The sequence below is a fragment of the Frondihabitans sp. PhB188 genome, assembly GCF_003752365.1.
GTDB lineage: Bacteria > Actinomycetota > Actinomycetes > Actinomycetales > Microbacteriaceae > Frondihabitans.
Window position 1 is genome coordinate 55,817 of the sequence record NZ_RJUO01000003.1, and the last position, 14,167, is coordinate 69,983.

Sequence of the window (14,167 nt, forward strand, 5' to 3'; positions counted from 1 at the left end):
TTCCCTGTATGCAGATGTATCGACTGTGTCGCAGCCCCCGATGAGGATCCTATGAGAAACGCAGGAACTCGGAATGGAGATGACGAAAGAACGGCCCGCGCTCCGAAGAGGGCGGGCCGTTCAGTGAAGAGTGTGAGCCTCTGAGGACTCTGCTTCAGTTATCGATGCAGACGCACTAGCGACGCAGGCCGAGGCGCTCGATGAGCGCACGGTAGCGGCTGATGTCGACGTTGCTGAGGTAGCCCAGCAGACGACGGCGCTGGCCGACGAGGAGCAGCAGACCACGACGCGAGTGGTGGTCGTGCTTGTGCTCCTTGAGGTGCTCGGTCAGGTCTTTGATGCGCTGCGTGAGCACGGCCACCTGGACCTCGGGGGAACCCGTGTCGCCCGGGTGGGTCGCGTACTCTTCGATGATCGCAGTCTTCACTTCGGGTGCAAGTGCCATAGGTGGATCCCCTTGTCAGTCGTTGCGCGGCGCCCGACGCCTGATGCGTGGGCTCTCTTTATCCGCGGCCGTTGGACGGCAACCTGCCTAGCGTACCAGTCCGGCGGCGCGACGGCGACTGGACGCCCGCCCGGCTGGCCGGCGGCCCAGCGAGGCGAACGGCAGGAGGAGCAGGCGGAGCACCAGCGCGATCAGGACCCCGACCAGGCCGCCGAGGGTGTTGTGCAGGACGTCGGCCGGATCGCTGACGCGCGTCGACAGGAACGCGCCCTGATAGGTCTCGATGCCGTACGACAGCAGCGCGCACAGCCCGACGGCGAGGACGAACAGCCTCTTCGGGAAGAACAGCGCCAGGAAGAAGCCCAGCGGCACGAACATCACGGCGTTCGACACCGACTCGACCACCGAGAACGTGATCCAGCTCGTCGAGCCGTGACGGCCGGACTCGTCGAGGGCCCGCCACAGCAGCTCGGACGTGCGGTGCCCGTAGACGTCGGGACGCAGGGTCATCCACGCGACGGCCATCAGGTACAGGACGGTCACGACGAGGAGCCACGGACGGAAGCGCATCCGACCATGGTGAGGCACGGCACCTGGGCGGCACCCGCCAGGCGCCGGGGTGTCAGCCGAGCAGGGGCTGCGGCGACCCCGGCAGAGACCGTCTCAGCCCAGCACGGACTGGGCGAGCGCCGGGCCGGAGGCGGCGAGCGCGACGATGGCGCCGCAGCCACCCAGCGCCCACGCGGTCTGCACCCGGCGGGCGGCGGCGACCTCGGTGCGGACGCGGCCGAACCAGGCGTGCAGGTCGTCGCGCGCCGGGACGGGCCGAGCGGGTGCGGCCGGTGCCGCCAGCGGCCGGGCGCGCCAGGTGCGGGGCCGGAGGGCAGCCCGGGTGACCTCGCGCACCTCGTCGACGGAGAGGACCGGACGGAGGCCGCGCAGGGAGGAGGCCAGGCGCGCGGCGGAGACCGCGGTGGCGGCGGGCAGTTCCTGCGCCCCCGGGATCGCGGTCTGCCGGCGCGGGCTCGTGGCGACGACGACGCCCGACACGGCGATCGGGCGGCCCAGTGCGTGGGAGAGCAGAGCGGACGCACCCTCGGCGTCACCCGGAGAGCCGACGGTGATCGCGAAGACTCCGGCGGGGCCGATGACGAGGTGGTCGATCTCGGAGCCGCCGACCGGGACGCCGTGGAGCACCCGCCACGACCCGCCCGACACGGCCAGGGTGCGCAGGCGCTCGGCGACCTGAGCCTCGGCGAGCGCCGCTGTGAAGGCGGAGCGGTCGGCGGGGCTGATCGGCGACGCACCGAGCACCCGGGCGAGCGGGCCGCGCGGCGGGCGGCCCGAGTGGCCCGACCAGAGCCGGTCGAGCGGCTTCGCCGGCGCCGCCTCCACCGGGACGGCGGTGGCTGCGTCGCCGGTCGGTGCGGGGATGGTCATGCGGGCCTCTCGGAAGCACTGCGCGGGTCGGCGGCGGTCCTCGAACGGTAATCGGCACCGCCGACGCGGCGGAATCGCCAGTTGGGGGGCCAGGGTACGTTTCGGGGCACATCAGCGGCATGGGGCGGGCGGTGCTTTCTCGATTGTCAGTGCTTTATCGATTGTCCGTGCTTTCTCGATTGTCAGGGGGCATCCCTACGCTTGACGGGTGGACTTCCTTGCTGCGCTCTGGTCGCGCGTCACCCAGACCTCCGAGCCGCTCGGCCTCCCGCTGCTGCTCGGCTCCCTCGTGGTCGGCGCCGTCCTGGTGCTGCTCCCGGCGACGTGGCACACCGTGCGGCATGCCGTCACCGTCGTCCACGAGGGCGGCCACGGTCTCGCCGCCGTCGTGACCGGGCGGCGGCTGACCGGCATCCGGCTGCACTCCGACACCTCCGGCCTGACCGTCTCGAAGGGTCCGCGGTCCGGGCCGGGCATGGTCATGACCCTGCTGGCCGGCTACACGGCCCCCGCACTCGCGGCGCTCGGAGCCTCGTGGATGCTCAGCCGCGGCTACTCGGCGGGCCTTCTCTGGTCGCTCCTGCTGGTGCTCGCGCTGATGCTCGTGCAGATCCGCAACTGGTTCGGGCTGTGGGTGATCCTCGTCGGAGCGGCCATCGTCTTCGGCGTCACCTGGTTCGCGCCCACCGAGTGGCAGCTCGTCTTCGGGCACGTGCTCACCGTCGTGCTCGGGCTGGGCGCCCTCCGAGCGGCGATGGAACTCCAGACCAGCCGTCGCCGCACGAGATCGGGGCAGTCCGACGCCGACCAGCTCGCCCGGCTGACACGCATCCCCGGCCTGTTCTGGGTGTTCGTGTACGTGCTCGTCGCCGTGGTCTGCGCGATCGCCGACGCGTGGATGCTGGTGCCGGCCGGCGTTCTGACCGTGCCCGCCGGGCTTTAAGGCGCACACCCGCAGCGGCGGCGGACGATCCCCACCGCGGCGGCGGTCTCCTGCCGCCGACGGGGGTCGGGCCGCCGGGCGGCGGCTAGGCCGGGGCGGATGAGAGAGCGTGCACCGGCACGCGGCCGTCGAGGCGCGCGCGACCGTCGAGCCCGTCGAGCTCGAGCAGCACGGCGATGCCGACGACCTCGTACCCGGCGCGCTCGAGCAGCGTGATCGAGGCCTCGGCCGTGCCGCCGGTGGCCAGGACGTCGTCGACGACGAGCACGCGCGACCCCGCGGGCAGCTGGCCGGGGCGGAGCTCGATCGACGCCTCGCCGTACTCGAGCGCGTAGCTCTCGCTGAGCACCTCGCCGGGCAGCTTGCCCGCCTTCCGCACGGTGAGGACGCCCGTCCCGGTCTGCGCGGCGATGCCCCCGGCGAGTGCGAACCCGCGCGCCTCGATGCCGGCCACGGCGGCGAACCCGCCCTCGAACGGCTCGGCGAGCGCAGCGCAGACGGCGGCGAAGCCCTCGGCGTCGGCGAACACCGGCGTCACGTCGCGGAAGAGGATGCCGGGTTTCGGGAAGTCCTCGACGACGGCCGTCAGGCGGTCGACGAGGTCGGAGGCGTCAGACATGCCTTTACGGTAGCGGCCCCAGGAGTGGGGTGGCCGCCGCCCCCGAATGGGCGCTCCCGGGTGGGCGGAGTTCCTGCTGGAGTGGACCTCACGGTCGATCCGGAGCGCAGAGGGCTCCCACGACCGCGACTCGGGGGAACGATGGCACCGCACCACGCGACACTCGTGGCCGTCTCGGCGGCTGTCATCGCCCTGTCGAGCGCTCTGCTCCTGGGCGGGCCCGCCGGCGCTGCGAACACGGCCAAGCCGCTCACGGTCGCGCAGATCCAGGCTGCCAAGCCGTCGACGCTCTACCCCGGCGGCCTCGCGGTGCACCCCGACACCAAGGCGGCCTCCGTGTACGCCGGGCTCGTGAAAGCGAAGAAGACGACCGAGGCGGCAGCCATCAAGAAGATCTCGTCGCAGCCGGTGGCACTGTGGCTGGGCGACTGGTACTCCGACGCGCAGCTGAAGACCGTCGTCGCGAAGTCGCTGGCGAGCGCTGAGAAGGCGAAGCGCACGCCGACCTTCGTCACCTATGCGATCCCGGACCGCGACTGCGGCGACTACTCGGCCGGCGGGCTCACTGCCGACGAGTACGGCACCTGGAACCAGACGATCGCCACGGCTCTGAAAGGGCACCGCGCCACCGTCATCGTCGAGCCGGACGCGCTGGCGATGATCAGCAACTGCCCCGGCACGGCGTCGGTGCGACTGCCCCTCATCAAGGCGGCCGTCACGGACTTCGCCGCAGCGGGCGTGACCACCTACATCGACGCGGGCAACTCGCACTGGGTCGACCCGGCCGTCATGGCCGACCGCCTGGAGCAGGCCGGCATCGCCGAGGCGCGGGGCTTCTCGACCAACGTGTCGAACTTCTACCCCACCGCCGACGAGAAGGCGTACGGCCTCACCGTGTCGAAGCTCACCGGCGGGTCGCACTTCGTGATCGACACGTCGCGCAACGGCCAGGGCTGGAAGGGCACCTGGTGCAACCCCACCGGAGCCGGACTCGGCGTGACGCCGCGAGTCGCCTCAGGCAGGTCGAAGGTCGACGCGCTGCTCTGGATCAAGACGCCGGGCGCGAGCGACGGCACCTGCAACGGCGGCCCGACCGCGGGCACGTGGTGGCAGAAGTACGCGCTGGCGCTGGTGAAGCAACGCGCGAAGTAGCAACGGGCGCGGGAATCGACAGCGTCGCGGGGTCTACGTGATCGTCAGCGACTTCACCCGCTCGCCGGCGAGCACGAACGTCATGGTGCCGACGCCGTTGTAGCCGTCGCCCGACACGTCGACCGTCACGACGAACTCGTCGGCCGACGACCCCGCTGCGACCTCGACCACGTCGAACCGGGAGTGCTTGCCGATGTTGTCGGACTCGTTCCAGCGCGCGACGCCGTCGCGGCCGTGGAACACGCGGCCCCAGTCGTCGAGCGTCGCGTCGTCGGCGAAGCACGCCAGAAACCCCGTATCGTCTTCACGGTTGGTCGTGTCGATGAACGAGTGGATGGCTGACGGTGTCGCGACGGTCATGCCCCATCGAACCACGGCCGCCGCCGGCGGGCTCCAGCCGTGTCCCCGGGCCGAGACACGTCGGGCCGCCCGTCGTCAGCCGTCGAGGTCGACGACCGTCAGGCGCTGCGTCGGCCGGGTCATCGCCACGTACAGCGATGCGTTGCCGCGCGACGACAGCGCGAGGATGCGCGACGGCGCCACGACCACGACCGAGTCGAACTCGAGACCCTTCGACGTCGCCGGGCTGAGCACGCTGATGGGCGTCGTCAGCGACGAGGTGCCGGGCGCGACGAGCCCTGGGAACGCGGCGTCGAGCGCCGTAACGAGCGCGGGCACGACCTCGGGCGGCGCGATGACGGCGAGGGTGCCGGCGCTGTCGATTTCTCGGTCGGTCGTCACAGCCTCGACGACCCCGTCGGCCGCATCGGACGAGCGGGTCTCGCGCACCGGCCACTCGCTCGCGCGCACGGAGCGGCTCGGCGTGATCCGGAGGCCGGTGCTGCGGGCCACCGCCTCGGCGTACTCGACGATCTGGCTGGGCGTACGGTAGTTGACGGTGAGCTCTTCGAGGCGCCACGCGCCCTCGCGCCGACGCCGGCCGAGGAGGCTCTGGATCGCGCGCTCCCACGAGTCGGCCGACGCGGGCGACGACGCCTGGGCGATGTCGCCGACGACGGTGAAGGAGCGGAGCGGGCAGCGCCTGGCGAGGAGCCTCCACTGCATGGGGCTGAGTTCCTGCGCCTCATCCACCACCACGTGTCCGTAGGCCCAGGTGCGATCGTCGGCGGCCCGCTCGGCGGTGGTCATCGACGCGGCGCGCTCGGCGAAGTTGCCCGCGATGTCGGAGGCCGTCACCATGCCCTCGACCTGCATGTTCTCGATCGCGCGCTCGGCGTTCTCGATGTCGCGCTTCTGCTGCTGCTTGCGGGCGCGCTTGTCGGCGTCGGCGACGGCGTCGAACTCGCCGAGCAGCTCGGCGGCCTCGTCGAGCAGCGGCACGTCGCTGATGGTCATCGCCTCGCCGCGGGGGCGACGCAGCAGGGCGCGCTGCTCGGGCGTCCACTGCGGTGTGATGGTGGCCAGCCAGTTCGGACGCGCGTAGATGTCTTCGAGCAGCTTCTGCGGCGACAGCGGCAGCCAGGCGGTGTTGAGCAGCACCCGGACGTCGTACGACTGGCGGATGTCGTCGCGCAGCACCAGCTCGTCGGCCTCGTCGATGGTGGTGCCCCGGGTACGGAGCTGCTGCACGAGCTGCTTGGACAGCGCCGTGATCGCGAGCTTGTTGAAGGTGACGCGGCCCACGTTGTGCTGCTTGCCGCGGTCCTGGGCGCGACGCAGCGCCTCGGCTACGAGCTGCGGCTGCACGACCATGCGCTCTCCGTCGATGTCGACCTCGACCGGCTCCGTCGGCACGATCTGACGGGAGCGGACCGCCCGGCGCAGCAGGTCGGCCATGCGCGCCGAGCCCTTCAGCGCAGCGACGTCGGGCGCGTCGTCGATCGTCGCCTCGACGCCCGGGAAGAGCCCGCCGAGACTCGACAGCACGACCCCGCTCTCGCCGAGCGAGGGCAGGACCTGCTCGATGTAGCGCAGGAACGAGCGACTCGGCCCGACGACCAGGACTCCGGAGCCGCGGAGCCGCTCCCGGTGCGAGTACAGCAGATAGGCCGCCCGGTGCAGGGCCACGGCGGTCTTGCCTGTTCCGGGGCCGCCCTGCACGACCAGGATGCCGTCGAGCTCGGAGCGGATGATGCGGTCCTGCTCGCCCTGGATCGTCGCGACGATGTCGGTCATGCGGCCGGTGCGCTGCGCCGTGAGCGCGGCCATGAGAGCGCCCTCGCCCTGCAGCTGCGCGTCTCCGCGGTCGAGGAGCGTCGGGTCGAAGACCTCGTCTTCGATGCGGGTGACCGCGCGTCCGCTCAGAGTGAGGTGGCGGCGAGCGCGAGCACCCATCGGGGTCGCCGCCGTGGCCTGGTAGAACGCGCTCGCGCCCGGGACTCGCCAGTCGAGCAGGATCGGGTGGTGGTCGGTGTCGCGCAGCCCCACGCGGCCGATGTACCGGAAGGCGCCGTCGCCGGCCGTGGGAGAGGTGGTCTCGTCGGGCTTCTCGAGCTCGAGCCGGCCGAAGGCCAGGCGATCGTCGACCTCGCTCAGCTGCGCGAGGGTGTCTTCGTAGAGGCGCGCGTAGGCGTCGCGCTCGCTGCGGCTCTGGTGGTTGCCGCCGACCATCTCGCGACGGGTCTCGACGAGCCTTGCTCGTGCCTCGTCTTTCAGGGTGTCGAGGCGCTCGTAGAGCGTCTGGACGTAGTCACGTTCACGGTCGAGTTCAGATGGCAACGGGATGGCACTCCTCGAGAAAGACAGCACACGATTCTAATCACTCGCCGGCTTCGAATCTGACGACAGGGGAAGCCGCCCCACGTGGAGGACCCCGCCGAATGGGCACGGTCCCGCTGGAGAGTGCGAGGGGACGTGCCGAATCGGCGGGGCCAGAGGGTGCGAGCGGTCAGAACTCCTCGGGGGTCAGAACTCTTCGTGGGTCAGCGGATCGCCGTCCCAGAGGCGGCCGCGCTCGAGACCGGAGATGCGGGCGACCTCCTCGTCGGACAGCTCGAAGCCGAAGACGTCGAGGTTCTCGCGCTGGCGTCCGGCGTCGCCCGACTTGGGCAGCGGGACGGCGCCGAGCTGGACGTGCCAGCGGATGACGACCTGCGTCGGTGTCACGCCGTGAGCCGCCGCGACGTCGAGGATGACCTGCTCGGTGAGCAGCTCGGACTGCTTGCCGATCGGGCTCCAGCTCTCGGTCACGATGCCCAGGTCGGCGTGGACCGCCCGGAGCTCCGCCTGCGGGAAGTACGGGTGCAGCTCGACCTGGTTCACGGCCGGCACGACGCCGACCTCGTCGCGGACGCGCTCGAGGTGCTTCTTCGTGAAGTTGGAGACGCCGATGCTGGTGACCAGCCCGTCGTCCTGCAGCTTCTTCAGGGCCTTGAACGACTCGACGTACTTGTCGATGCGCGGCAGCGGCCAGTGGATCAGGTACAGGTCGACGTGCTCGAGGCCCAGGTTCGTCCGGGTCTCCTCGAAGCTCGCCAGCGCCTCCTCGTAGCCGTGGTGGCGGCCCGGGAGCTTCGACGTGACGATGATCTCGTCGCGCGGCACGCCGGTCTCGCGGACGGCGCGCCCCACGGCGTCCTCGTTGCCGTAGTTGAGCGCCGTGTCGAGGATCCGGTAGCCGGTCTCGAGTCCGGAGAGCACGGCGGCCGTGCCCTCGTCGCCGTTGAGCTTGTAGGTGCCGAGTCCGACGGCGGGGAAGGCCGTCCCGTCGTTCAGCGCGAGGGTGGGAACCGCGATGGGCTCGGCCACTAGCTGACGCCCAGAAGGTCGATGACGAAGATGAGGGTCTTGCCGCTGAGCGGGTGGCCTCCGCCGGCCGGGCCGTAGGCGAGGTGGGGCGGGAGCACGAGCTTGCGTCGGCCGCCGACCTTCATGCCGGGGATGCCCTCCTGCCAGCCGCGCACGAGAGCCGCGAGCGGGAAGTTGATGGCCTCGCCGCGGCCCCACGACGAGTCGAACTCCTCGCCGGAGTCGTACTCGACGCCCACGTAGTGGACGTTGACGGTGGAGCCGGCGAGCGCCTCGGCGCCGTCGCCGACGGTGATGTCGGTGCTCTCGAGCTGCGAGGGGGCAGGGCCCTCCGGCGCGTCGATCTCGGGCTTGGTCGATGAGTCGTGAGTCATGCCACCAGTCAAGCACCATCCGGCGACCGGCCGGAAACGGGCGACGGGCCGAGCGCCCGGTTCCTCCCTGCGAGGAGACGGATGCTCGGCCCATCGGAATCCGCACCGAGATCGAGTCATCGATGCGAACGCACGCAGGCTACGCCTGCGACACCCGTCGCGCAAACGCGATCGGACGGACGACGCGCGAATCCGTCAGAATGGACCCTTGACCACCACACCGCGCAAGACACTGTTCGTCGACATCTCGCCGCTCCGCGAGAGTCCCGCGTTCGCCCGACTCTGGATCGGCTCGTCGATCTCGGGCATCGGCGCGCAGCTCACCCTCGTCGCTGTCGGTCTCGAGATCTACGACATCACCCGGTCGACGTTCGCCGTCGCCCTCGTCGGCGTCATCTCGCTCGTGCCGATGATCGCGGCCGGCCTCTACGGCGGCATGCTGGCCGACGCGTTCGACCGGCGCCTCGTCGCGCTCCTCGCCGCCGTCGTCGCCTGGGTGACCACGGCGGCCATCGCCCTGCACGCCTACCTCGGCCTCGAGAACGTCGGCCTGCTCTACCTGCTGACCACGATCGACGCCGTCGCGGCGACGATCATCACGACGTCGAGGGCCGCGATCATCCCGCGGCTCCTGCCCGCGCGGCTTCTCCCCGGGGCCTCGGCGCTGAACGGAATCGGCACGGGCGTCCAGCTCACCGTCGGTCCGGCGCTCGCGGGAATCCTCGTGGCCGCCGCGGGTTTCCCGGCGACGTACACGGTCGACGTCGTGCTGTTCACGTTCGCCTTCCTCGGCATCCTGACGCTGCCGGCGATCCGGCCGGAGGGCGAGACGCAGCGGCCCGGACTGTCGTCGCTCATGTTCGGCGTGCGGTTCCTGCGTCGCTCCCCCAACATCCGGATGACGTTCATCGTCGACATCATCGCCATGACCTTCGGCCAGCCTCGCGTGCTCTACCCCGTCGTCGGCGCCGTGCTGATCGGCGGCGGCGCGGTGACCGTCGGCGTGCTCACCGCCGCCTACGCCGTCGGAGCCCTGGTCTGCAGCGTCTTCTCGGGCCGGCTCGGGCAGGTCCGCAAGCAGGGCGCCGCCGTCAACTGGGCCATCACGGCCTACGGCGCATGCATCCTCGCCTTCGGCGGCGCCCTGCTCGCCGCCCAGATCTCGGGCCCGCGCGGAGCCGGAGGCCTCACGGAGGACTTCTGGTCGGCCAACCTGCCGGCGCTCGCGTTCGCCGCACTGGCGCTCGCCGGCGCGGGCGCCGCGGACAACGTGTCGGCGATCTTCCGGTCGACGATCCTGCAGTCGGCCGCGCCCGACGCCATGCGCGGTCGCCTCCAGGGGATCTTCGTCGTCGTGGTGACCGGCGGGCCCCGCATCGGCGACCTGTTCGTCGGACTGCTCGCCGTGGCCGGGACCGTGTGGCCGCCCCTGCTCGGCGGAGCGCTCATCATCGCGCTCATCGGGCTGCTGGCGCGGGTGCAGCCGTCGTTCCGGCGGTACGACGCGCTCGAACCGACCCCGTAGCGCCGGGCTCGCCGGCGTCCCGTCGATCCTGCGCCACCGGAGCCGCTCGACGGGACGCGGCCGCGGCGAGCCGCCGCCCTAGGGGCGGAGCGCCGCGCGTTCCGCGGCGACCGCCGCCAGGAGCTCCTGCTCGTCGGCCTGGGCGGCCGCTCGCGCCGCCGGGGCATGCGCCATCGACAGGATCTTCTGCCGGGTCGAGGCCAGGCGGGTGGCATCGGAGACGAACGCCCGCATCGCCGGACCGACGCCGTTGTACTTCGCCCAGCGGAGGGCCCGGCGCCGCGCCGGTCCGCTCGACAGCATCGCCACCTCGTCGCGGTCGAACCAGCCGACGGCGGCGTACTCCGCCAGGCGCAGGCGGGTGACGCGGCGCTCGAGGTGGCGGAGCACGAAGACGAGGGCGACGCAGGCGAGGAAGATCGGCACCTGCACGAGCACGTAGTACGTGAAGAAGCGGTCGCCGACGACGACGAGGGCGCCGTTCCAGAGGGCGTGCAGCAGCATCGCCGGGATGAGGCCGAGCACGAAGTAGCCGATCGCTCCGGCCGCGCCGGTGCGGCGAGCGGCCAGCCCGAGCGCGAAGCCCGTGCACGCCGTGTAGATGATGTGGCCGAACGGCGCCATCAGGGCCCGCACGACGAAGACCCCGGCGAGGCTCTCGCCGCCGTAGGCCTGATCGACGGCCTGCACGGAGAAGTACTGGATGTTCTCGACGAACGCGAAGCCCGCCGCCACGGTCGCGGCGTAGACCACGCCGTCGACCGGGCCGTCGAAGTGCTTGCGGAAGATCCAGAGGATCAGCAGCACGCCGAACCCCTTCGCCGTCTCTTCGACGACTGGTGCCTGCACGACCGCGCCGAGCACGTCGGCCGCGTCGCTCTGACCGCCGCCGAACACGCTCTGCACCGTCTGCACGGCGAAGTCGAAGAGCAGGGCCGCGCCGACCGACACGGCGGCTCCCCAGAAGAACGCGAACACGAGGGTGATGCGCGGCTCGGGCTCCCAGCGGTCGACGAGCCACACGCCGAACAGCACGATCACCAGCGGGACCGCCGCGAGCAGCAGGCCGATGACGAGCACCTGCGTCGGCAGGACCTGCACGAAGTAGAAGAACACGGCGACCGCGAAGCAGGCGACCACCACGAAGGCGACCGCGACGGCAGCGAAGTTGGCCGACGGCCGACGGCGGGTCAGCACCGTCGGAACGGGCACCCAGGCGTCGCGGTCGGGAGGCGCCTCTGTCATAGGAGGAGCGTACCGGCCCGGTATCCTCGGGGTATGACAGGACGAGCACTCGAGCCCGTCCTCGCGCTGCTGCGGCTGCTGGCCTCGCCCTTCGTGAAGGCCTGGAACGCCTGGCTCGTCGTCGGCCCCGACGACCCGATCCCGTGGCGCTACGCCCTGCGCCGCACCTACCACGGCTTCCTCCGGCACCGGACGGTCGATGCCGGCGCAGCGCTCGCGTTCTTCTCGACCCTGGCGATCCTGCCCGGCGCCCTCGCGGTCGTGTCGGCCGCGTCGCTCGGCCAGAGCGACGGCGATGCGGTCGACGACATCCTCGAGATCGCGCGTCTCGCGATCGGGCCGAACGCGGCCTCGGCGCTCCGGTCGCCGCTGATCTCGCTGCTCAGCCTGTCGAGCCCCGGCGTGACCCTCGGTGTCGGCCTGGTGCTGACGCTGTGGGCGCTGTCGGGCTACAGCTCGGCATTCGGGCGCGCGATGAACACGATCTACGACGTGCAGGAGGGACGGCGCTTCTTCCGGTTCCGGGCGCAGATGCTGCTGCTGTCGGCCGTTCTGATGGTGCTGTACGCGGGTATCGCCGCGATCCTGCTCATCACTCCGACGATCGCCGAAGCCGTCGGGTCGCAGCTCCGCATCGGGTTCCTGCTCGTTCCGCTCTGGAACGTGCTCAAGTGGCCGGTGCTGGTCGGGCTCGTGGTGCTGTCGGTCGCGCTGCTGTACTACTTCACGCCGACGATCAAGCATCCGCGCGTGCGCTGGGTCTCGTACGGCGCGCTGCTCGCCATCGGCGGCTGGGGCCTGTCGACGGCGGGCTTCGCGATCTACGTGACGACCTTCACCAAGTACGACCGGGTCTACGGGGTGCTCGGCGGCGCGGTCGTCGTGCTGGTCTACGCGTTCATCTCGAACTTCGTGCTGGTGCTGGGCGGCGAGCTCGACTCGCAGATCATCCGGGTGCGCTACCTGCAGTCGGGCGTCGAGGCGGAGGGTCTGATCCCGCTGCCGATGCGCGACAGCAAGCGCAACCTGGCGCTCGCCCGGCACAACTCGCTCGACATGGTCGACGGGCGCACGATGCGCCTGAAGGCGGTGCGCCTCTACGGCGAGCCGACCCTCGACGAGCTGGGGCGGCCGCACATCCGGCCGCGCTTCCAGGTGCACGAGAGCCGCGGCCACATCGAGATCGACGACCAGGACCTCGACGACCGCTCGTAGGCTTCCGCGCCTCGCGGCAGTGTCGTCTGACAAGCGCCAGGGCGCAGGAACTGGCCGCCCTACCTCGGCGTCACCGCGATCGCACGCCAGGTCGCCGGCGTGCCCAGCGTCCGCAGCCCGACGAGGCCGCTCGTCGCCGCGCAGCCGGTGTCGGCGGCCGTCGACCTGGTCAGCACGCTGCCGGTCTTGAGCTGCGCCGTCGCCGAGATCGTGCAGCCGACGGCCTCGACGGTCACGTGGTACCAGGTGCTCGCTCCGAGAGTCGCGGGGAGCGGGTCGGTATCGAGCACCGTCGCGGTGCCCGACGCGATGCGCGTGATGCTGAGGTTCGTCGACGACAGGTTGACGTAGTAGCCGGCGACGTTGTTGAGGCCGCTGGAGGCGCCGCTCGCCCGCACCAGGAACCCCGCGCCCGTCGTCGCGGTCGGAGCCGACGTCATCAGGACGTCGCCCGTCAGCGAGTAGTTGCCCCAGGTCGACGTGCCCGTCAGGGCCTTCGCCCCGGCTGTCGAGCTGGAGTTCGCGTAGGTCTCGTTGCCGGTATTCGTGGACCAGGTGCCGCCGTAGGTGCTCCAGCCGGACGTCGCGGCAGTCGTTGCGCCGAACTGCGACAGGTACGGGGCGATCGCCGTCGAGGTCGTGCCGCCGGAGGTCGCTGTGATGTTGCGCCAGCTCGCACCGCTGCCGAACTCGCGCACCCCGATGGCGCCGGCGGTCGGACAGCCGGCGTCGGTGTAGGTGGCGCTCGTGACGGGCCCGGTGCCGAGGAGCTGGCCGAGGGGCTGCATCGTGTAGGTGAAGACGCAGCCGACCGCCTGGATCGTGACGTGGTACCAGGTGCCCGCCGCCACGGTCCCGGCCGTCGACTTGAGCGCCGTGTACGAGTTGTTCTCGCGGCCGAGCGTCATCGAGCCGGACGTGTAGAGCCCCAGGTAGTAGCCGTTCAGGGTGTCGTTGCCGACGCCGGGACCCTGGACGCGGAACAGCAGGCCGGCCTGCGAGCCCGAGTTGATCTTGACGTCGCCCTGGAGCGTGTAGTCGGTCCAGCTCGTCTGGCCGGTCACGGCCTTCGGGCCGTTGGCCGCGGACGACGACTCGGTGTAGGTCGAGCCGGAGGTGGCGGACGCCGTGGCCCAGGTGCCGGAGTAGTCGTTCCAGCCGCTGTCGCCGCCGTCCCACGTGTCGTTGTAGGGCAGGACGCCGCCGGAGGGGCTGAAGTTCGGCGCGGTGCCGACGGTGTTCGAGGTGGTGCCGACCGTCGCGGTGAAGCCCGACGACGTGCCCGGAGCGAGCTCGGCGGTGAGGGCGACCGCCGCCAGCAGGAGGACGCCGACACCGGCGACGACCCGTCGGCGACGCAGCTGCGCAGAGACCCAGGTGCGGGCGCGATGAGGAGCGGGGGCTTGCCCCGTGGCGTCCGCCGGCTGGTTCGTCCGGTCGGACGCGGTCTCCTGAACAGACACGCGCTCGCTCTTTCCTGGGGGTGGGTGGTGATGCCAGA

The 14,167-nt window shown here is 71.3% G+C and carries 14 protein-coding genes; 4 read left to right on the top strand and 10 right to left on the bottom strand.

Going from position 1 to position 14,167, the window contains the following annotated elements:
* Window positions 1-175: 175 nt before the first annotated feature.
* The 3 genes from rpsO to EDF46_RS09060 form a co-directional block, all read right to left on the bottom strand.
* Window positions 176-445, bottom strand: coding sequence for a 30S ribosomal protein S15 (gene rpsO, locus EDF46_RS09050; RefSeq protein WP_123505986.1), 270 nt, complete (start codon window positions 443-445; stop codon window positions 176-178).
* A gap of 87 nt (window positions 446-532) precedes the next feature.
* Entirely contained in the window at window positions 533-1,015 is a 483-nt protein-coding gene (locus tag EDF46_RS09055) for a VanZ family protein (protein ID WP_123505987.1), read from the bottom strand.
* 93 nt (window positions 1,016-1,108) lie between these two features.
* Window positions 1,109-1,885, bottom strand: coding sequence for a nuclease-related domain-containing protein (locus EDF46_RS09060; RefSeq protein WP_123505988.1), 777 nt, complete (start codon window positions 1,883-1,885; stop codon window positions 1,109-1,111).
* Between the two features lie 208 nt (window positions 1,886-2,093).
* On the opposite strand from EDF46_RS09060, the gene EDF46_RS09065 reads away from it, so the two are divergent.
* Complete coding sequence (locus tag EDF46_RS09065) at window positions 2,094-2,828, top strand: M50 family metallopeptidase (protein ID WP_123505989.1); 735 nt, start codon at window positions 2,094-2,096, stop codon at window positions 2,826-2,828.
* A gap of 85 nt (window positions 2,829-2,913) precedes the next feature.
* Here EDF46_RS09065 and EDF46_RS09070 read toward each other — a convergent pair whose 3' ends face one another.
* Window positions 2,914-3,447, bottom strand: a complete 534-nt coding sequence (locus EDF46_RS09070; protein ID WP_123505990.1) for an adenine phosphoribosyltransferase — start codon at window positions 3,445-3,447, stop codon at window positions 2,914-2,916.
* Between the two features lie 141 nt (window positions 3,448-3,588).
* Between EDF46_RS09070 and EDF46_RS09075 the strand changes: the two genes are divergently transcribed.
* Window positions 3,589-4,599 (top strand): glycoside hydrolase family 6 protein, encoded by a 1,011-nt coding sequence (locus tag EDF46_RS09075; protein WP_123505991.1) that lies wholly within the window; start codon window positions 3,589-3,591, stop codon window positions 4,597-4,599.
* A gap of 33 nt (window positions 4,600-4,632) precedes the next feature.
* Here EDF46_RS09075 and EDF46_RS09080 read toward each other — a convergent pair whose 3' ends face one another.
* The 4 genes from EDF46_RS09080 to EDF46_RS09095 all read right to left on the bottom strand — a co-directional run bounded on the left by EDF46_RS09080 (window position 4,633) and on the right by EDF46_RS09095 (window position 8,681).
* Complete coding sequence (locus tag EDF46_RS09080; RefSeq protein WP_123505992.1) at window positions 4,633-4,959, bottom strand: nuclear transport factor 2 family protein; 327 nt, start codon at window positions 4,957-4,959, stop codon at window positions 4,633-4,635.
* A 75-nt stretch (window positions 4,960-5,034) separates the two neighbouring features.
* The gene (locus EDF46_RS09085; RefSeq protein ID WP_123506498.1) at window positions 5,035-7,284 is read right to left on the bottom strand and encodes a UvrD-helicase domain-containing protein; all 2,250 of its coding nucleotides are present in this window, start codon (window positions 7,282-7,284) and stop codon (window positions 5,035-5,037) included.
* A gap of 180 nt (window positions 7,285-7,464) precedes the next feature.
* Complete coding sequence (locus EDF46_RS09090) at window positions 7,465-8,307, bottom strand: aldo/keto reductase (protein WP_233579959.1); 843 nt, start codon at window positions 8,305-8,307, stop codon at window positions 7,465-7,467.
* A complete protein-coding gene (locus tag EDF46_RS09095; protein ID WP_123505993.1) occupies window positions 8,307-8,681 on the bottom strand; it encodes an FKBP-type peptidyl-prolyl cis-trans isomerase in 375 nt (124 codons plus the stop codon). Before EDF46_RS09095 ends, EDF46_RS09090 begins: the two co-directional genes overlap by 1 nt.
* A gap of 208 nt (window positions 8,682-8,889) precedes the next feature.
* Between EDF46_RS09095 and EDF46_RS09100 the strand changes: the two genes are divergently transcribed.
* A complete protein-coding gene (locus EDF46_RS09100) occupies window positions 8,890-10,206 on the top strand; it encodes an MFS transporter (protein WP_233579960.1) in 1,317 nt (438 codons plus the stop codon).
* A gap of 78 nt (window positions 10,207-10,284) precedes the next feature.
* Here EDF46_RS09100 and EDF46_RS09105 read toward each other — a convergent pair whose 3' ends face one another.
* On the bottom strand, window positions 10,285-11,451 hold the full coding sequence (locus EDF46_RS09105) for a PrsW family intramembrane metalloprotease (protein ID WP_123505995.1): 1,167 nt from the start codon (window positions 11,449-11,451) through the stop codon (window positions 10,285-10,287).
* A gap of 33 nt (window positions 11,452-11,484) precedes the next feature.
* Between EDF46_RS09105 and EDF46_RS09110 the strand changes: the two genes are divergently transcribed.
* The gene (locus EDF46_RS09110; protein WP_123505996.1) at window positions 11,485-12,666 is read left to right on the top strand and encodes a YihY/virulence factor BrkB family protein; all 1,182 of its coding nucleotides are present in this window, start codon (window positions 11,485-11,487) and stop codon (window positions 12,664-12,666) included.
* A gap of 59 nt (window positions 12,667-12,725) precedes the next feature.
* Here the strand turns inward: EDF46_RS09110 and EDF46_RS09115 are convergent, their stop codons facing one another.
* Entirely contained in the window at window positions 12,726-14,129 is a 1,404-nt protein-coding gene (locus tag EDF46_RS09115; RefSeq protein ID WP_158614194.1) for a family 16 glycoside hydrolase, read from the bottom strand.
* Window positions 14,130-14,167 lie beyond the last annotated feature (38 nt).